Raw genomic sequence first — 17,012 nt, forward strand, 5'->3', positions numbered from 1 at the left:
AGTTGCTCGCCCGGGCGCAACGCCTCGTCACCTTCCCGGAGTGAGGCACCCGATGAGCAAGCTCCTCCCCTTCGTGCGGCGCATCGCGCGCGCCGCCCCCGACCACGATGCCCGGACCGGCCGTATGCCCAATGCGGAAAAATTCATCTCGATCGAGGGGATCGCCCGGCGCTACCCGGCGCCTGCGGGGAAAGCCACCACGATCTTCGAGAACCTGTGGCTGCCCATGCGCCGCGGCGAGTTCGTCTGCATGATCGGCCATTCGGGCTGCGGCAAGACCACGGTGCTGAACATCCTGGCGGGGCTCGAGGCGCCCTCCGAGGGAGCCGTGATCGTCGACGGGCAGGCCATTCAGGGCACGAGCCTCGACCGGGCCGTGATCTTCCAGGGCCACGCCCTGCTGCCCTGGCGCAGCGTGCTCGGCAACGTCGCCTACGCGGTCTCGTCGCGTTGGCGGAAGGCGCCGAAGGCCGAGATCGAGGCGCGGGCGAAGCGCGCCATCGCCACGGTGGGCCTCGCCGGGTCAGAGCATAAGCGACCCTCCGAGCTGTCGGGCGGCATGAAGCAGCGCGTCGGCATCGCCCGGGCCCTGTCGATCGATCCGAAGATCCTGCTGATGGACGAGCCGTTCTCGGCGCTCGACGCGCTCACCCGCGGCACGCTGCAGGACGAGGTGCGCCGGATCTGCGTCGAGACCGGGCAGACCGTGTTCATGATCACCCACGACGTGGACGAGGCGATCTACCTCGCCGACCGGATCGTCCTGATGACGAACGGGCCGGAGGCGAAGGTCGCCGAGATCGTTGAGAACCCGCTGCCGAAAGACCGGGACCGCACGCAGCTCCACCACGCGCCTGGCTACTATGCCCTGCGCAACCACCTGATCGATTTCCTCGTCACACGCTCCAAGACCCTGCGAGACGCGATGCCCGAGGACTACGACCCGCGCCACCCGCCCATCGTCCGTCCCGCGCTGAGCGAGGCCGACGCCGCGGCGATCGCGGCCGAGGCGCCTGCCCGGCGCGCCTGATCCCGCGCCGGCAGCCCCCGTCCGGCCCCTCGGGCACGCCCCCAGGCCGCCTCTCGGTGGCCAGGGCCCGAGACCGCGCCCCGCCAGGGGCGGGACAGAGACAGGCGCATCCCCGTCGCCCATCCCTGCCCGATACGACCCTTGGAAACCCGCCGCCCCGCCGGGGCGGCCGCCACCCGGAGAGTACCGATGAAGCGCGAAGACCTCACCGAGAAGCTGCTCGACATCAAGCGCGAGAAGGGCTGGACCTGGAAGTACATCCAGGAGGAGATCGGCGGGATCTCGCCGATCCTGATCACCGCGGCCTGCATGGGCCAGATGAAGCTGCCCAAGGCCCAGGCCCGGAAGGCGGCCGAGCTGTTCGGCCTGTCGGTCGCCGAGGAGCGCATGCTCAACGAGGCGCCCTATCGCGGCTCGATCCCGCAGATGCCGCCGACCGACCCGCTGATCTACCGCTTCTACGAGCTGGTGATGGTCTACGGCACCACCTGGAAGGAGCTGATCCAGGAGGAGTTCGGCGACGGCATCATGTCGGCGATCGACTTCAACATGACCATGGAGCGCGAGGCCAACAACAAGGGCGACCGGGTGAAGATGAACCTCTCGGGCAAGTTCCTGCCCTACAAATACTACGGCAATGAGGAAGGCGTGCCCGATTACGGCTTCAAGGAAGGTTAGAGCGCTCTCCGCCGAAGTGGATGCCGGTTCGGCGCAAGAGAGCGCGTCACAACAAAGGCTTGGAGCCGTGCCCCGTCGCAACGCGATCGGGCGCGGCTCTAGCCCATTGGTCAGGCCGGCGGCGTGCACGCCGCCGGCTGCGCATCATTAACGATCCACAGCCTCGCCCATCCTGCAGAGATCCGAACGACAGCCGATGCCGGCTTCGGCGCGGATCGCGGCACGGGGCGCAGAACCCGTGTCGCCGCATGCGGAATGCCGCCCATTAAACGCTGGGCCCGCGCACCGCGGCGTCCAGGCCCCAGAGTTCCGGCGCGCTCTGGAAATGCTCGATCAGCAACTCGGTCAGCTCCCGCACCTTGCGGGCGGCCTGTGGGCCGGGTGGCCGAACGACGGAGGCCGCCGCTGCCGGCGACGGCATCGCCTATCTCTGGGAGCAGCAGCTCCTCGACACGCCCGCTCCGGCAGCCGCCGATGGTGTCCGGAACCGGTTGCGGCGCGCGGGCAGGCCGCGGCCTCCGAAGCGCACGGCCGGGCGTGCCGTCAGGCGGCCGATCCCTCCATCAGGCCGAGAAACTGGCGCAGCTCCGGGGTCCGCGGAGCACCGAAGATCGTCTCGGGCGGGCCCATCTCGTGGACGAGCCCCTGGTGCATGAAGATGACCCGGTCGGCCACCTTGCGGGCGAAGCTCATCTCGTGGGTGACCATCAGCAGGGTCATGCCCTCGTCCGCCAGGGACTCGACCACGCGCAGCACCTCGCCGACGAGCTCGGGATCGAGGGCGCTGGTGATCTCGTCGCACAGCATGATGGCCGGATCCATCGCCAGCGCCCGGGCGATGGCGACGCGCTGCTGCTGGCCGCCCGAGAGCTTGTCGGGCATCGCATCGAACTTCTCCGCCAGCCCCACCCGCGCCAGCAGGGCACGCGCCCGCTCCGCATTCTGCTGGCGGGCGCGCTTCTTCACCAGCTGGGGAGCCAGCATCACGTTCTGGCCGACCGTGAGGTGCGGGAACAGGTTGAAGCTCTGGAAGATCATGCCGACGCCCTGCCGCAATTCGCGCATGGCCTTCGGGTTGTCGCGGAGCAGGTGCCGCCCATCGACGATCAGCGAGCCCTCCTGGAAGACCTCGAGGCCGTTGATGCAGCGCAGGAGCGTGCTCTTGCCCGAGCCGCTCTTGCCGATGATCGCCACCACCTCGCCGCGGGCGACGTCGAGGTCGATGCCCTTCAGCACCGCGTGCGTGCCGTAGGACTTGCGCAGGGCGGTGATGCGCAGGATCGGCGCGCCGACCTGGGTATGCGGCTCCGGGGGCGCCGCGGTCCGGTGGGTGGCGCTCATCGCTGGGTCCTTTCGAGCAGACGGGCGACCTGGCTGATGGGGAAGCAGATCGCGAAATAGAGAAGCGCCACGCAGCCATAGGTCAGCAGCGGTTCGTAGCTGACATTGGCGATGAGGCCGCCGGCCTTGGTCAGCTCGACGAAGCCGATCACCGAGGCGAGCGCGGTCGCTTTGACGACCTGCACCAGGAAGCCCACGGTCGGCGCGATCGCGATCCGCCGGGCCTGGGGCAGAATGACGTAGCGGAACTGCTGGCCGAAGCTCAGCGCGAGGCTCGCCGAGGCCTCCCACTGCCCGCGCGGGATCGCGGCCACGCAGCCGCGCCAGATCTCGGTGAGGTAGGCGGAGGCGTAGAGGGTGAGCGCCACCGCCGCGGCGATCCAGGCCGAGGTGTTCAGACCCGCCAGCGCCAGCCCGAAATAGAGCAGGAAGAGCTGCATCAGCAGCGGCGTGCCCTGGAAGAGCTGGACATAGGCCGCCACCAGCCGGTCCGCGCCGTAGCGGCCGGTCAGGCGCAGCACGAGCAGCCCGAGACCGACGACGCTGCCGCCCACGAAGGCCACGAGCGACAGGACGAGGGTCCAGCGCGCGGCGAGCAGCAGGTTGCGCAGGATGTCCCAGAGGGTGAACTCGACCATTGAACGACGATCCCGAAAGCTGGGGATGCCCGGGCCCTACCGCCCGAACAGGAAGCGCGGGCCCGCCCAATTGAGCAGGTGGCGCAGGAGGATCGCGAGGCTCAGATAGCCGAGCGTGCCGACGATGTAGGCCTCGAAGGCGCGGAAGTTCCGGCTCTGGATCAGGTTGGTGGCGTAGCTCAGCTCCTCGGTGGAGATCTGGCCGCAGACCGCCGAGCCCAGCATCACGATGACGATCTGGCTGACGAAGGCGGGCCAGACCGTCTTGAGGGCCGGCGGCAGCACGACGTGCAGGAAGATCTGTGCCCGCGACAGGGCGAGGCTCTCGGCTGCCTCGATCTGGCCCCGGGGTGTCGCCTCGATGCCCGCCCGCAGGATCTCGGCGGCGTAGGCGCCGAGATTGATCGTCATCGCGGTCACGGCGGCGATGCCCGGCGAGAGCCGGATGCCGAGCTGGGGCAGGCCGAAGAAGATGAAGAACAGCTGCACGATGAAGGGCGTGTTGCGGATCACCTCCACATAGGCGCCGACGAGCCAGCCGAGCGGCCGGGGCCCCTGCGTGCGCGCCCACGCGCCCGCCACGGCGAGCCCGGCGCCGAGCAGAGTCGCCGTGGCGGTGAGGCCGATCGTCCAGGCCGCCCCGCGCAGGAGGAGCGGCCACTGGACGAGAATGCTCCAGAAATCGAACTGCATGGGGTCGCGGGAGCCTGGGATGCGCGGTGAGGAGGCGCGGGGACGGGCCGCCTGGGCGGCGGAGCGCCGGGGCGGCCCGTCGGAGGGGAGATCAGAGCGGCAGGTCGCCGATGCCGCGCTTCAGCCACTTCTGGGCCAGGGCCTCGAGCGTGCCGTCGGCCTTGGCGGCGAGCAGGATCTCGTTGATCTTGCCGCGCAGCGCCTCCTCGCCCTTGGCGATGCCGACGAAGCAGGGGCTGTCGCGCAGGAGCAGCTTGTACTCGGCGCCGAGGCTCGGGTTCTTGCGGCTGAGGATGCCGATGTTCGACACGCTGGTGGCGATCACCTGGGTCTGGCCGGCGGCGAAGGCGGCGGTGGTGGCCGCCTGGTCCTCGAAGCGCTGCACCTGGGTGCCGGGCGGGGCGACCTTGGCGAGCATCTCGTCCTCCATCGCGCCGCGGGTCACCGCGACGGTCTTGCCGGCGAGATCGTCGAAGCTTTTGACGCTCGTCGCCTTGGGGGCGAAGATGCCCTGGTAGAACGGCGCGTAGGCGACGCTGAAGTCGATGATCTTCTGCCGTTCCTCGTTCTTGCCCAGCGTCGAGACGACCAGATCGATCTTCCGGGTCTGGAGGTAGGGGATGCGGTTCGCGCTCACCACCGGTACGAGCTCGACCTTCGCGCCGAGCTTGGCGCCGATGAGGTTGGCGACGTCCACGTCGAGCCCCATCGGCTGCAGGTCCACGCCGACGAAGCCGTAGGGCGGGTAATCGGTCGGGATGCCGATCTTGACGACCTTGGTCTCGGTGATCGTCGCGAGCTGGTTCTGCGCCGCGGCGGGGCCTGCGAGGAGCGGGGTGAGGGCGAGGGCGAGCAGAAGGCCGCGTTTGGACAGACGCATCGTCGATAACTCGTTCGTGAGGGACGGCACGGTTAAGCAAGGCCCGTGCGACGGAGGACGGCCGAGACGGCCGGCGGGTGGATCGGAGCGCCGGGGAGGGGACCCTGTGGCGCGGGGGCGACACGGGCCCGGACCGGGATCGGTCGGCCTCAGCCGGGACCGCGGGTCAGCGCCCCGACCAGCAGCTCGACGCCGTCGAGCAGGTCGCCGCGCTCCATCGCCTCGTGCGGGTTGTGCGAGCCGTTGGCGTTGCGCACGAAGACCATGGCGGAGGGGATGCCGGCGCCCGCGAAGACCGCGGCATCGTGGCCGGCCCCGCTCGGGATCCGCTCGACGGGCGTGCCCCGGGCCTGGCCCGCCGCCTCGATCCGGGCAATCCAGCCCTCGTCCATCGCCGCGGGCGCGGTGTGCAGGGCCGGGTCGAAGGCGAAGGTGACGCCGCGCGCGGCCGCGATCTGCTGGCAGGAATCCTGGAACAGCCCGTAGAAGCGCTCCAGCGTCTCGGGGTCCTGACTGCGGATCTCGAAGCTGAAGGCGACCTCGCCCGGGATGACCGAGACCGCGTGCGATTCGGCTGCCGTGGTGCAGATGCCCGCCGTCATCACGAGGTCGACGCCCATCTGGAGCAGGACGCGCCAGTGCTCGTCCATGCCGGACAGAAGCTCGGCCACCGCCAGCACCGCGTCGCGGCGCAGCCAGCGCGGCACCGCTCCGGAATGCCCGGCCTCGCCGAGGCAGCGGATCCGGGTGTGGCGGATATTGCCGCGGATGCCCGTGACGACGGCCGACGGCCAGCCCCGCGCCACCATCACCGGGCCCTGCTCGATGTGGAGCTCGAGATAGGCCGCGATCTCGCCCGGCGCCAGCAGAGCCTCGCCGCGGGAGACCGCGTCGACGTCGACGCCCGAGCGCGCCATCGCCTCCCCGAGGGTGCCGGCTCCGGAGCGGTGGCGCAGGGCCAGGGCGCTCGCCGGCAGGCGTCCGAGGAGGGCCAGCGAGCCGGTATAGGCCTTGCCGTACCACGCGCTCTCCTCGCCGCGCAGCGCCAGCACGCGCAGGGGCGGGGCGGTCTCGGCACGCTCGCGCAGGCGGTCCAGCACGAGGAGCCCTGCGAGCACCCCCGCGAGCCCGTCGAAGTTGCCGCCCTGAGGCACCGAGTCGAGATGCGAGCCGATCACGACGGGGGGCGCGGTGCGGGCATCCTCGGGCAGGCGCAGCCAGAGGTTCTGGAAACGGTCGCGCTCGGAGACGAGGCCGAGACCGGCGGCGTGCCGCTCGATCGCCTGCATGGCCTGTTCCTCGCCCGGCCCGTAGGCCTCGCGGGTGACGCCCGCGGTGTCCCGCGACAGCTCCGCCACCTCGTCGAGGATGCGGGCCGCGATCCGATCCTGCCGGGTCACGCGCCGACTCCGCCGTTGGCCACCGACCAGGCGACCGGATCGGCAGTGAAGGCATCGAGATTCGCGAGGGCTTCGGGAGCGACCGCCGCACGCGTGCGCAGCGCGGCGGAGAGGGCTGGCCAGCCGGTGAGCGCGTGCAGCGTCAGGCCCTGCTCGGCCAGGCGCTCGGCGCTGCCCGGGTAGATGCCGTAATCGAGGATCACCAGCACGTCCGCGATCCGCGTGCCGCTCTGCCGCAGCGCCGCCGCCGCCGCGATCTTCGAGCGGCCGTCGGTGGTGACGTCGTCCACGAAGAGCGCGCGGGCCCCCTCCGGCAGGCGCCCCTCCAGCCGGGCCGCGCTGCCCCAGCCCATCGGCTTCTTGCGCAGGTACAGGAAGGGCAGGCCGAGCCGCTCGGCGATCCAGGCCCCGAAGGCGATTCCGGTGCTCTCGGCGCCCACCACGGCGTCGAGTTCGGCGACGCGCGCCTGCAGGTGCCGGGCGGCGATGTCCATCACGCGGGTGCGGGCGTCCACGTCCGACATCAGCAGGCGCGTGTCGACATAGACCGGGCTCGCCCAGCCCGAGGTGTAGATGAAGGGCTGGCCGCCCGCGACGCGCACGGCGCCGAGATCGGTGAGGGCCTCGGCGACCACGGCCGACGTGGCCGCCGAGAGGATCGTCGTCTGCATGAGAGTCGCGCTCGTGGAACCTGGGCTGTCTGAACGGGCGGGGCAGCCTTAAGGGCCGAGGCGGCGGGCCGAGAAGTTCAAAAAACGCGCCGAGCCGTCGCAAAATGCGATGGCTCGGCGCGTCTTGGCATTAGCCTTGCTGAAGGGCGGTCCGTCCGCAACGCTCCGATTCCGCCCGTGCTGTCTCCCCGCCACTTCCTCCGCCGGCTCGATCTCGGCACCCTCGAACTCTTCGAACTGATCTGCGAGACCGGCAGCATCGCGCGCGCGGCCGAGCGCGGGCAGATCGCGACCTCCGCCCTCAGCCGCCGCGTCGCCGAGCTCGAATCGGCGGTCGGCGGCAGCCTGCTCGAACGGCATGCCCGCGGGGTCCGACCGACCTTCCTCGGCGAGCAGCTGCGCCACCATGCCCTCAACATCCTGGTCGAGGTCGAGCAGCTGCGTACCGAACTCGGCGAGTTCGCCAACGGCGTGCGCGGCCGGGTGCGCCTCAGCGCCAGCGCTTCGGCGGTCGAGCAGTTCCTGCCCGCAGACATGGCATCGTTCACCCGCGCGCACCCCGATATCCGCATCGATCTGCGCCAGCGCAGCAGCCAGGACGTCGCTGCCGACGTGGCCAACCGCGCGGCCGATCTCGGCATCTGCGGCGGCGCCGAGCCGGTCGGGGCGCTCCAGGCGCGGCCTTACCGCACGGAGCGGCTGGTTCTGGTGATGCACCCGGACCATCCGCTGGCCGACCGGGACAGCCTCGCCTACGCGGAGGCGCTCGACCACGAGCAGATCGGCATGCGCGGCAGCAGCACGGTGCAGGTGCATCTCGCCCGCGCCGCCCGCGAGGCGCGGCGCGGGCTGCGCCAGCGGGTCGAGGTCGACAGCCTCTCCGCGATGTGCCGGATGATCGAGTGCCGCATGGGGATCGGCGTGATGGCGCTGGGCGCCTTCCAGGCGCTGGGCGAGCGCCGGCTGCACGGCGCGGTCCTGACGGACCCGTGGGCCGTGCAGACCCTCAACATCTACGCGATCGATTTCGAGCGCCTGTCCCAGCCGGCGGGCCGCCTCGTGAGCCTCCTGCTGGCCTCGCACGCGCCGCTCGCCTGAGGCGGATCCGGGGCCGGCCGCATCATCCGGTTCCGGACGGCGACCGCGTCCTGGCCCAACGCGCTCAAGGCGCGCTGCGCTGTGACCCGGGTCGCCTGTGAAGCGCCCCACCGGGTGGATGTCGAAGGCGATGTCCGCCGCCGCGGCTGCACCTCACTGCCCCAAGAACGGCCGAAGATTGTAGCCCGGCGGCTTCGTCCGCTCGACCGCCGCGGCGGCGCGGACCACCTCCGCCTCGCCGAGGCTGCGGCCGACGATCTGGAGCCCGACCGGCATCCCGTCCCCGGCGAGCCCGGCGCAGACGGAGGCCGCGGGCTGGCCCGTCAGATTGAACGGGTAGGTGTAGAAGGCCCAGGAGACGAGGCTGCGGTCCTCCAGGCCCGCCGGAATGTTCCGGCCCGCTTCCAGCGCCGAAATCGGCAGGGTCGGCGAGAGCAGGACGTCGTGATCGGCGAAGAAGCGGGCCATCCGGTCCCGCAGGGCGTAGCGGGCGAAGACGGTCTCGTAATAGGCGCGCATCTCCTGCGCGAGGGCCGCGTCGAGCACGTCGGCGACCGCCGGGTCGAGCAGGTCGCGGCGCGTCTCGAGGACGTCGCGCAGCCGCGTCCCGATCCCGGCATAGAATTCGGCGGTCCAGAGATCGGCCGGATCGGATTCGAACACCGCCTCGACCTCCCGCACGACCGCGCCCTGGTCGGCGAGCGCCATGGCGGCGGCACGCGCGATCGCTGCCACCTCCGGGTCCGGGCGGGCATAGCCGAGGGTCGCGCTCCAGGCGACGCGCAGCCCCGCGACCGAGGCCTTGGCCGCGCCGAGAAGATCTGGCACCGGCCCCGCCACCGCGAAGGGATCGCGCGGATCGTGACCGGCGACCGCCGTCGTCAGAAGGGCGGCGTCGGCGACGTTGCGGGCGAGCGAGCCGACATGGGCGAGCGTCGGCGTCGCCGAGGTCGGCCAGACCGGCACGCGGCCGAACTGGGCCTTGAGCCCGACGAGGCCGGTGAGCGCGGCCGGGATGCGTAAGGAGCCGCCGCCGTCGGTGCCGAGCGCGAAGGGCGTGATCCCCGCCGCCACCGAAGCGGCCGCGCCGGCACTCGAACCGCCCGGCGTCCTGGAGAGGTCCCAGGGGTGGCGGGTGATGCCGGTGAGCGGTGAATCGCCCACGGGCTTGGCCCCGAACTCGCTCGTCGTGGTCTTGCCGACGATGATCGCGCCGGCCGCACGCAGCCGCTCGACCGAGGGCGCGTCGGCTGCGGCGACGTTGCCCGCCATGGCGCGCGAGCCCGAGGCGTAGGGCACGCCGGCGACCGCGATCAGGTCCTTCACCGAGACCGGCAGGCCGTGGAGCAGCCCGAGGGGCTGGCCCCGCATCACGGCGTCCTCGGCGGCCCGGGCGGCGGCGCGGGCCTCCTCCGGCATCAGGTGGCAGAAGGCGTTGAGCGTCGCCTGGCTCGCCTCGGCGCGGGCGAGGGCCCGCTCCGTGAGCTCCACCGGCGAGACCGCGCGCGTCGCGACCAGGCGGCGCAGGTCCAGCGCGGTCATGAAGTCGAGGTCGCTCGTCATCGCTGCGCTCTCCGCATCGGGCTGCGGCGCCCCGCGGGGCGCCGCGACAGGGTCAGTCGTTGACGAGGGCGAAGGCGCGCACCGGCGAGCCGGAGCCGCCCTTGAACTTCAGCGGCACGCCGAAGAACTGCACCTCGCCCTTGCCGAGCAACGCCTCCAGGTTCACCAGCCACTCCCAGTGGCTCATGCCGAGGTCGCGGCAGAGGCGGTGCTGGGCGAAGATGTTGTCGCTCGGCTTGTCGGTGGAGGGACCCTCGACGCCGTGCATCCTCGAGCCGCGCTCGTGCAGCCATTTCGTGGCCTCGGCGGTCAGGAGCGGGTTCTTCCAGACGGAATCGAGGCCCGGATAGTTGCGGGCGTGGAAGCCCGTGCAGAGCAGCACGATGTGCCCGTCGACCCGAACGCCGCTCTTGGCCTCGGCCGCCTCCATGTCGGCGACGGTGATGTCGCCGAGATCGGGGATGTGGCGCAGGTCGAAGCAGACCGCCTTGCCCATGAACAGCTCCAGCGGCATCTGGTCGACGGGCTGGCCGTTCGGGTTCACGTGCAGGAAGGCATCCACGTGGGTGCCGACATGGTCGAGCATCGCGATGAAGTTGGTCTGGAAGGTCATCGCGTCGCCCGGCACGCCGAGGTCGAGGGCGGCCGAGCTCTCGTGGCTGAGATGCGTGGTGATCACCGGCCGCTGGAAGAGCTTGTGAGCCGGCATGTTGTCCTCGATCAGGAGGCTCAGGTCGACGACGCGCTGGGACATGGCGGGTCCTTTTCTTCGGGCATGAGGGAGCGTTCGCGGCGCCGGGGGGCGCCGCGTGGAACCAGGTTCGCGGATCGGCCGCTCAGGCGGCTTTCTTCTTGCCGAGGAAGGTCTCCATGACCTCGGGGTCGCGGGCGATCTGCCCGCTCGGGCCGTCTCGCACCACGCGCCCCTGCGCCACCACGTAGGCGTGGTCGGCGATGGCGAGCGCGTAGGAGGCGAGCTGCTCGACGAGAAGAATGGTGAGGCCCTGGCGGTTGAGGTCGCGCAGGACGCCGATCAATTGCTCGACGACCCGCGGCGCGAGGCCGAGCGAGAGTTCGTCGATGACGAGGAGGTCGGGCTCGGCCATCAGGCCGCGGGCGATGGCGAGCATCTGTTGCTCGCCGCCCGACATGCTGCCGGCGGGCTGGCGCAGCCGCTCGCGCAGGCGCGGGAAGAGGGCGAGCGCCCGCTCCAGGGTCTCCTTCGCCCGCGGCGTCCGGAGGCCGCCATGGGCGTAGGCGCCGAGGATCAGGTTGTCCTCGACGCTCTGGTCGGGGAAGATCAGGCGCCCCTCCGGCACCATGGCGAGGCCGCGGGCGACCTTGGCGTGGGCGGGAAGCCGGGTGACCTCCTCGCCCTTGAACAGGACGCGGCCGGCGCTCGGGCGCACGAGGCCGGTCAGCCCGCGCATCAGCGAGGTCTTGCCCGCGCCGTTGTTGCCGATCACCGCGACGAGCTGGCCGCGCCGCACGGCGAGGCTCGCGCCGCGCAGCGCCGTGGCCGCGCCGTAGCGGACCTCCAGATCCTCGACCGCGAGCAGGGGAGCGTGCGACATCAGGCGGCCTCCTCGGCGAGGATGGCGGAGGGACCGCCGAAATAGGCCTCGATCACCCGCGGGTCGGCCTGCACCGCCTCCGGGCGGTCGCTCGCGATGATCTGGCCGTAATCGAGCACCGTCACCGTATCGGCGACCGCCATGATCAGGTCGACATGGTGCTCGATCAGCAGCACCGAGACCCCGAGCCCGGCGATCCTGCGGATCATCGCCTCGAGCTCGTCGATCTCCTGCGTGGTCAGGCCGGCGGCGGGCTCGTCGAGGAGGAGGAGGCGCGGCCGCGTGGCGAGCGCCCGGGCGATTTCCAGGCGGCGCTGGTGGCCGAAGGGCAGGAAGCGGGCCTGCTCGTTGGCCACGTCGGCGAGGCCGACGAAGTCGAGGAGCCCGATCGCGGCGGCCCGGCAGGCGGCCTCCTCGCGGCGGAAGGCGGGCGTGCGCAGGATCGCGCCGGGCAGGCGGTAGCCGAGATGCGTGAAACCCCCGACCATGACGTTCTCCAGGACCGTCATCTGTCCGAACAGCTCGGTGTTCTGGAAGGTGCGGGCGAGGCCGAGGCGGGCGATGGCATGGACCTTCCGGCCGGCAAGGTCCGTCCCATCGAGGCGGAACGCGCCCGCGCTCGGCCGGTAGAAGCCTGAGATCGTGTTGACGAAGGTCGACTTGCCCGCCCCGTTCGGGCCGATCAGAGCGTGGATCTCCCCGGGGGCGACGCGGATGCCGGCCGCGTTCAGGGCGGTGAGGCCGCCGAAGCGCACGGTCAGGCCGTCCGTCTCCAGAGCGGCGGGGGCGCGGCCCGCCAGGGTCTCGGCGGCGGGCGTGCCCGCGGCCGGCTCGACCCCGCGCGGGCCGGGGCGCAGGCGGGCGTAGAGCTGACCCAGCGTGCCGAGGATGCCGCCGGGCAGGCCGAACATCACCGCCAGCAGCAGCGCGCCGTAGGCGAATTTCTGCCACTCGGCGAAGCGCTGCAGCACCTCGGGCAGGTAGGTGAGGATGAAGGCGCCGAGCACCGGCCCGAAGGTCGAGGCCGCGCCCCCCAGGATCACCATCAGCAGGAAGCGGACGGAATCCGAGAAGGTGAAGATGTCGGGCGAGATATAGGCGTTGAGGAAGGCGTAGAAGCTGCCGGCGATCCCCGCCGTCACCGCCGCGACCGCGAAGGCCAGCGTGCGGATGCCGGTGGCGCCGATGCCGAGACTGCGCGCCGCCGTCTCGCTCTGGGCCACCGCCAGCATCGCCCGGCCGTAGCCCGAATGCTTCAGGTTGTGCGCGGCGAGCGTCGCCAGGAACAGCGTGAGGGCGAGCACCGCGTAGAAGGCGTAGCCCGAGAGCGGATGGCCGAGGAGGTTCGGGCCCGGGATGCTGGTGAGCCCGGTGGTGCCCCCGGTCAGGCCCTGCCACTCGATGGCGACGTTCTCGACGATGAGGCCGAAGGCGATCGTCACCACAGCGAGGTAGACGCCGCGCACCCGCACGCTCGGATAGGCGAGCGCCGCGCCGAACAGGCCCGCGACCACGGCCGCGCCGAGGCTCGCGAGCAGGAGGTCGAGGCCGAGCCGGATCGCCAGGATCGCGCCCGCATAGGCACCGAGCGCGAACAGGCCGGCCTGGCCGAGCGAGACGAGCCCGGTGAGGCCCACGAGGACGTTCAGGCCGACCGCGATCATGCCGTAGATCAGGAACAGCATGAACAGGCGCAGCTCGTACTCGTTGCCGGAGGTCAGCGGCACGGCGACGAGAATGGCGGCGAGGAGCGCGAAGCCGAGGGCGTGGAGGGCCTTCATACCTTGAAGATCTCCCGGCGGCCGAACAGGCCCTGAGGGAAGGCGAGGAGCACCAGGATCATCGCGCTGAAGCCGACGATCTCGCGGGCGGCCGTCGAGACGTAGCCCTCGACGAACTTCTCCATGACGCCGAAGGCGAGGCCGGCGATCACGACGCCCGGCCCGCTGGTGATGCCGCCGATGATGGCGACCGCAAAGCCCTTGAGCCCGAGGAGCACGCCCATGCTGGCCGAGGCCTGGATCACGGGGGCGACGAGCACGCCCGCTCCGGCACCGAACAGGGCCGCGAGGCCGAAGGAGAGCATCACGATCCGGTCGACGTCGATGCCCATCAGAGCCGCCGCCTGCCGGTTATGGGCCACCGCCTGCATGGCCCGCCCGACGAGGGTACGCCGCTGCATCAGGTGGAGGCCCACCATGGCCAGCACGGCCACCGCCGGGATGACGAGCTCCTGCGGATAGACGCCCGCGCCGAGGATCGAGACGGGGCTTCCGACGCCCGGCGAGGGCAGGGGCCGCGAGAAGCCGCCGAACTGCATGGTGGCGAGGGATTCGGCCATGATGCCCACTGCGATGGTGGTGAGCATCCAGCCGATCGAGGCGTTGGCGCCGATGAAGGGCCGCACCGCGAAGCGCTCCAGCGCCACGCCGAACAGGGCGCCGGCCAGGATGGCGAGCAGGCAAGCGAGCGGCAGCGGCAGGCCGGCATCGACGCCCATCACCGCGAGCACGGCGCCGATCATCAGGGTGTCGCCATGGGCGAAGTTCACGGCCTTGGCGGCCGACCACATGACGTGGAAGCCGAGCGCGACCAGGGCGTAGATGCCCCCGATCGCGAGGCCCGAGAGGGTGTATTGCAGAGCGGTCGTCATGACCTCGTCAGGGCCTCGTCATGGCTGTCGCGACGGCTCCCGGCGCGCGGCCGGACGGATCGGCGGAAGCGGGGCGGTCCGGCCCGGGGAGCATCCGGACGGACCGCTCCGGCCCCTCCGGCTGGGGAAGGCCAGGCGGCGCGCGCCGTCAGTTCGTCTTGCCGTAGGGGGTCTGCGCGATCGGAAGCAGCTTGCCGTCGGACCAGACGGTCAGCTTGTAGTAGCTCGGCAGGATCGCATCCTGGCGCTCGGGATCGGCGGCGTCGAAGGCGGGGTCGTACTTGGCGACGAGGCCGTCGTACTTGACCTGGTAGAGGGCCTCGCGGACCTTCTTCCAATCGTAGGCGCCGGCCTTCTCGATCGCCTGCGCCACGATGTGGACGGCATCGTAGGCGTTGGCGATGCCGGATCCCATCTTGATCTGGGACGGGTCCTTGAGGCCGTACTTCGCCTGGATCTTCTGCCAGAGCGCTTGGCCCTTCGGGTCGAGATCGCCCATGAAGCTGTAGGTCTGCACGACCTCGACGCCGTTGGCGAGCGGACCGGCGAGCTCGCCGAGATTGCCGGCGATGCCCCAGGCGCCGATGATGGTGGGCTTGTAGCCGACCTTGTCCATCGAGCGGACGAGCTGGTTGCCCTCGCGGTCGAGCGCCCAGAACAGGGCGACGTCGGCGCCGGCATCCCGCGCCCGGATGGCCTGCGGGGTCATGTCCTGGTCGTTCCAGTTGAAGGTCTCGGCGGCGACGAGTTCCTTGCCGGCCTTGGCGATCGCCGCCTTCACGTCCGGCACCGCGCCGTTGCCCCAGCCGGTATTCTCATAGAAGAACGCGATCTTGCCGGTCTTCGACACTTTCGAGGCCTGCTCGACGAGGAAGCGGGCGACCCATTTGTCCTTGGCCGAGACGCGGAACATGTAATTGGGGCTGCGACCGTTCTCGATCGCCTGGGTGTTGGCCGCGAGCACGCCGACAAAGGGGATCCCGATGGCGTGCACAGGCTCGACCTGCGCCACCGAAACGGTGGAGTGATAGCCGCCAAGCACCACCACGCACTTGTCGGCCAGCGCGATGCGCCGGGTGTTGTCGACGCCCCGCGGCGGCGCGCCGGCATCGTCGTACTGGACGAAGCGCAACGGCTTCCCGAGCACGCCGCCCTTCGCATTGATCTCCTCGATGGCGATCTCGGCGCCCATCTTGATCGCCTGGCCACCAAAGGCTGCGGGGCCCGTGATCGCCGCGGAGTTGCCGATGCAGGGCTCTTGCTGCGCCAGGGCCGAACCAGGGATCGTGAACGCCAGGGGCGCGGCCAGGACGAGGCGGCGCAAATACTTGTGCGCATCCATGCTTTGGGCTCCGATTTCCTGCTGTTGCTCCGGGTCCAGCCCCGATGCTCGATCAATGAACCTCAGGCTACGCAACGAATACAACGAGCATCAAAGACCAATTTCCGATACGAGCCATTGGATTTTCCTATGAGCATAGATCATAGGCGAAACTCCAAGAGACAAACGGCCGGCAAATTATTGCGCTGCCATCATAAATTTTGATGCGATGCACATAGTTTGCGCAGATTGCTGCGCGTTAGAGCAGTTTGACATCGCTGCAGACTTCCACGCCTCCTGCGTAACGCCCAGGGTTAGGATCGCCATGGATCTTCGTCAGCTTCGGTACTTCGCGCAGATTGCGGAGAGCGGGAACGTCTCGCGGGCGGCCGAGGTGCTGCGAATCGCCCAGCCCTCGCTCAGCCAACAGATGCGCAATCTCGAGGACGAACTCGGCGTCGAACTGCTCTTCCGGCATGCCCGAGGGGTCACGCCCACGGAACTCGGGCTCAAGTTCTACGAGCACGCGCGACGCATCCTGCAGGAGGTCGAGCGGGCCAAGGAGGTGGTGCGCTCCCAGGCGACGAGCCCGAGCGGGCGCATCTCGGTCGGGCTGCCGACCTCGGCCTGCCGGGGCCTGTCGCTTCCGCTCCACCGGGCCATGCTGGAGGCGCTTCCCAACATCAGCCTGCATATCGTCGAGGCGATGTCGGGTACGCTGGACGAGTGGATCCAGTCCGGACGCCTGGACGTCGCGCTGCTCTACGACCACAAGGCCTTCGAGCACGTGGCCTGGACCGAGATGATGGTCGAGGACCTGATGTTCGTCGTCCCTGCCGCCCATCCGTTGGCCGCACGGCGCGAGATCGGGTTCGGCCAGGTCTTCCAGCAGGCCCTTCCGGTCATCCTTCCCGGGCGTCCGAACGTCCTACGCTCGGTGATCGAGCAGCTCGCGGCCCGTCACGACATCACACCGACCGCAACGGATTGCGAGAGCCTGCCCGCGATCGCGGAACTCGTGCGCGCGCAAGCCTTCGCGGCCATCATGCCGCATTTCGCTCTGTCCGCGGAGATCGAGCGCGGTGAGATGGTCGCGATACCGATCGTCGATCCGACACCGTCCTGGCGGCTCTCGGTCGTGGTGTCCCAGCGGACCCTGAATGCCCGCGGCAGCGAGGCCGTCGCCGAAGTCCTGGCGGGCGTGATCGGCGATCTGGTCGAGCGCTCCGTCTGGCGGGCACGCCTCAAGCCGACGGAGCGTCCCGCCCCCATGCGCGCCCGCGCCTGAACCGGGTCGCCTGCTTCGCGCACCGGCTCCGATCCCGGGCATCGCCCGCATCGCGCAGCGACACTGAGCCTCGACGCTGAGCCTCCAGGACCTGAGGGGCCCTCACAAGCGTCAGGCGTCAGGTCAGGGACGCGTCGCGGCATCCCCCACGCGGGGGGCCCCGCCAGCAACCCCGTGACAGGCT

The 17,012-nt window shown here is 70.6% G+C and carries 17 protein-coding genes; 4 read left to right on the plus strand and 13 right to left on the minus strand.

What is annotated here, in order from left to right:
• Positions 1-52 precede the first annotated feature (52 nt).
• Positions 53-1,030: an ABC transporter ATP-binding protein gene (locus MET9862_RS16400; RefSeq protein WP_185156888.1), complete on the plus strand. Its 978-nt coding sequence runs from the start codon at positions 53-55 to the stop codon at positions 1,028-1,030.
• 189 nt (positions 1,031-1,219) lie between these two features.
• Positions 1,220-1,708, plus strand: a complete 489-nt coding sequence (gene cynS / locus MET9862_RS16405; protein ID WP_142583986.1) for a cyanase — start codon at positions 1,220-1,222, stop codon at positions 1,706-1,708.
• 265 nt (positions 1,709-1,973) lie between these two features.
• Here cynS and MET9862_RS29445 read toward each other — a convergent pair whose 3' ends face one another.
• From MET9862_RS29445 to MET9862_RS16440, 7 genes are all read right to left on the minus strand, one after another.
• Positions 1,974-2,129 carry a hypothetical protein gene (locus MET9862_RS29445; RefSeq protein ID WP_185156889.1) on the minus strand — a complete coding sequence of 52 codons (156 nt, stop codon included), beginning with the start codon at positions 2,127-2,129 and terminating at the stop codon, positions 1,974-1,976.
• A gap of 122 nt (positions 2,130-2,251) precedes the next feature.
• On the minus strand, positions 2,252-3,049 hold the full coding sequence (locus MET9862_RS16415; protein ID WP_142583987.1) for an amino acid ABC transporter ATP-binding protein: 798 nt from the start codon (positions 3,047-3,049) through the stop codon (positions 2,252-2,254).
• Positions 3,046-3,687 carry an amino acid ABC transporter permease gene (locus MET9862_RS16420; RefSeq protein ID WP_142583988.1) on the minus strand — a complete coding sequence of 214 codons (642 nt, stop codon included), beginning with the start codon at positions 3,685-3,687 and terminating at the stop codon, positions 3,046-3,048. The genes MET9862_RS16415 and MET9862_RS16420 overlap by 4 nt, the downstream gene beginning before the upstream one ends.
• A 36-nt stretch (positions 3,688-3,723) precedes the next feature.
• Positions 3,724-4,380, minus strand: a complete 657-nt coding sequence (locus tag MET9862_RS16425; RefSeq protein WP_142583989.1) for an amino acid ABC transporter permease — start codon at positions 4,378-4,380, stop codon at positions 3,724-3,726.
• A 91-nt stretch (positions 4,381-4,471) separates the two neighbouring features.
• Positions 4,472-5,260 (minus strand): transporter substrate-binding domain-containing protein, encoded by a 789-nt coding sequence (locus MET9862_RS16430; protein ID WP_142583990.1) that lies wholly within the window; start codon positions 5,258-5,260, stop codon positions 4,472-4,474.
• A gap of 149 nt (positions 5,261-5,409) precedes the next feature.
• Positions 5,410-6,660 (minus strand): hydantoinase/carbamoylase family amidase, encoded by a 1,251-nt coding sequence (locus tag MET9862_RS16435; protein WP_142583991.1) that lies wholly within the window; start codon positions 6,658-6,660, stop codon positions 5,410-5,412.
• Complete coding sequence (locus tag MET9862_RS16440) at positions 6,657-7,331, minus strand: orotate phosphoribosyltransferase (RefSeq protein WP_142583992.1); 675 nt, start codon at positions 7,329-7,331, stop codon at positions 6,657-6,659. The genes MET9862_RS16435 and MET9862_RS16440 overlap by 4 nt, the downstream gene beginning before the upstream one ends.
• Positions 7,332-7,508: 177 nt before the next feature.
• Between MET9862_RS16440 and MET9862_RS16445 the strand changes: the two genes are divergently transcribed.
• Positions 7,509-8,429 (plus strand): LysR substrate-binding domain-containing protein, encoded by a 921-nt coding sequence (locus MET9862_RS16445; RefSeq protein WP_210248112.1) that lies wholly within the window; start codon positions 7,509-7,511, stop codon positions 8,427-8,429.
• 153 nt (positions 8,430-8,582) lie between these two features.
• Here the strand turns inward: MET9862_RS16445 and MET9862_RS16450 are convergent, their stop codons facing one another.
• The 6 genes from MET9862_RS16450 to MET9862_RS16475 all read right to left on the minus strand — a co-directional run bounded on the left by MET9862_RS16450 (position 8,583) and on the right by MET9862_RS16475 (position 15,561).
• A complete protein-coding gene (locus MET9862_RS16450) occupies positions 8,583-9,992 on the minus strand; it encodes an amidase family protein (RefSeq protein WP_142583994.1) in 1,410 nt (469 codons plus the stop codon).
• A 52-nt stretch (positions 9,993-10,044) separates the two neighbouring features.
• Positions 10,045-10,746 carry a cyclase family protein gene (locus MET9862_RS16455; RefSeq protein ID WP_142583995.1) on the minus strand — a complete coding sequence of 234 codons (702 nt, stop codon included), beginning with the start codon at positions 10,744-10,746 and terminating at the stop codon, positions 10,045-10,047.
• A gap of 82 nt (positions 10,747-10,828) precedes the next feature.
• Entirely contained in the window at positions 10,829-11,566 is a 738-nt protein-coding gene (locus MET9862_RS16460; RefSeq protein WP_142583996.1) for an ABC transporter ATP-binding protein, read from the minus strand.
• Positions 11,566-13,347 carry a branched-chain amino acid ABC transporter ATP-binding protein/permease gene (locus tag MET9862_RS16465; protein WP_142583997.1) on the minus strand — a complete coding sequence of 594 codons (1,782 nt, stop codon included), beginning with the start codon at positions 13,345-13,347 and terminating at the stop codon, positions 11,566-11,568. Before MET9862_RS16465 ends, MET9862_RS16460 begins: the two co-directional genes overlap by 1 nt.
• The gene (locus MET9862_RS16470; protein ID WP_142583998.1) at positions 13,344-14,219 is read right to left on the minus strand and encodes a branched-chain amino acid ABC transporter permease; all 876 of its coding nucleotides are present in this window, start codon (positions 14,217-14,219) and stop codon (positions 13,344-13,346) included. Before MET9862_RS16470 ends, MET9862_RS16465 begins: the two co-directional genes overlap by 4 nt.
• Before the next feature lie 148 nt (positions 14,220-14,367).
• Positions 14,368-15,561, minus strand: a complete 1,194-nt coding sequence (locus MET9862_RS16475; RefSeq protein WP_142583999.1) for an ABC transporter substrate-binding protein — start codon at positions 15,559-15,561, stop codon at positions 14,368-14,370.
• 304 nt (positions 15,562-15,865) lie between these two features.
• Between MET9862_RS16475 and MET9862_RS16480 the strand changes: the two genes are divergently transcribed.
• A complete protein-coding gene (locus MET9862_RS16480; protein ID WP_142584000.1) occupies positions 15,866-16,828 on the plus strand; it encodes a LysR family transcriptional regulator in 963 nt (320 codons plus the stop codon).
• The last annotated feature ends 184 nt before the right edge of the window (positions 16,829-17,012 follow it).

The sequence above is a fragment of the Methylobacterium symbioticum genome (assembly GCF_902141845.1).
GTDB lineage: Bacteria > Pseudomonadota > Alphaproteobacteria > Rhizobiales > Beijerinckiaceae > Methylobacterium > Methylobacterium symbioticum.

What these genes read in the sequence shown, in the direction of transcription:
- MET9862_RS29445 (WP_185156889.1), bottom strand. Translation starts at nt 2,129, where the DNA reads ATGCCGTCGCCGGCAGCGGCGGCCTCCGTCGTTCGGCCACCCGGCCCA.
- MET9862_RS16440 (WP_142583992.1), bottom strand. Translation starts at nt 7,331, where the DNA reads ATGCAGACGACGATCCTCTCGGCGGCCACGTCGGCCGTGGTCGCCGAG.
- cynS (WP_142583986.1), top strand. Translation starts at nt 1,220, where the DNA reads ATGAAGCGCGAAGACCTCACCGAGAAGCTGCTCGACATCAAGCGCGAG.
- MET9862_RS16460 (WP_142583996.1), bottom strand. Translation starts at nt 11,566, where the DNA reads ATGTCGCACGCTCCCCTGCTCGCGGTCGAGGATCTGGAGGTCCGCTAC.
- MET9862_RS16425 (WP_142583989.1), bottom strand. Translation starts at nt 4,380, where the DNA reads ATGCAGTTCGATTTCTGGAGCATTCTCGTCCAGTGGCCGCTCCTCCTG.
- MET9862_RS16415 (WP_142583987.1), bottom strand. Translation starts at nt 3,049, where the DNA reads ATGAGCGCCACCCACCGGACCGCGGCGCCCCCGGAGCCGCATACCCAG.
- MET9862_RS16400 (WP_185156888.1), top strand. Translation starts at nt 53, where the DNA reads ATGAGCAAGCTCCTCCCCTTCGTGCGGCGCATCGCGCGCGCCGCCCCC.
- MET9862_RS16475 (WP_142583999.1), bottom strand. Translation starts at nt 15,561, where the DNA reads ATGGATGCGCACAAGTATTTGCGCCGCCTCGTCCTGGCCGCGCCCCTG.
- MET9862_RS16480 (WP_142584000.1), top strand. Translation starts at nt 15,866, where the DNA reads ATGGATCTTCGTCAGCTTCGGTACTTCGCGCAGATTGCGGAGAGCGGG.
- MET9862_RS16420 (WP_142583988.1), bottom strand. Translation starts at nt 3,687, where the DNA reads ATGGTCGAGTTCACCCTCTGGGACATCCTGCGCAACCTGCTGCTCGCC.
- MET9862_RS16450 (WP_142583994.1), bottom strand. Translation starts at nt 9,992, where the DNA reads ATGACGAGCGACCTCGACTTCATGACCGCGCTGGACCTGCGCCGCCTG.
- MET9862_RS16455 (WP_142583995.1), bottom strand. Translation starts at nt 10,746, where the DNA reads ATGTCCCAGCGCGTCGTCGACCTGAGCCTCCTGATCGAGGACAACATG.
- MET9862_RS16465 (WP_142583997.1), bottom strand. Translation starts at nt 13,347, where the DNA reads ATGAAGGCCCTCCACGCCCTCGGCTTCGCGCTCCTCGCCGCCATTCTC.
- MET9862_RS16430 (WP_142583990.1), bottom strand. Translation starts at nt 5,260, where the DNA reads ATGCGTCTGTCCAAACGCGGCCTTCTGCTCGCCCTCGCCCTCACCCCG.
- MET9862_RS16470 (WP_142583998.1), bottom strand. Translation starts at nt 14,219, where the DNA reads ATGACGACCGCTCTGCAATACACCCTCTCGGGCCTCGCGATCGGGGGC.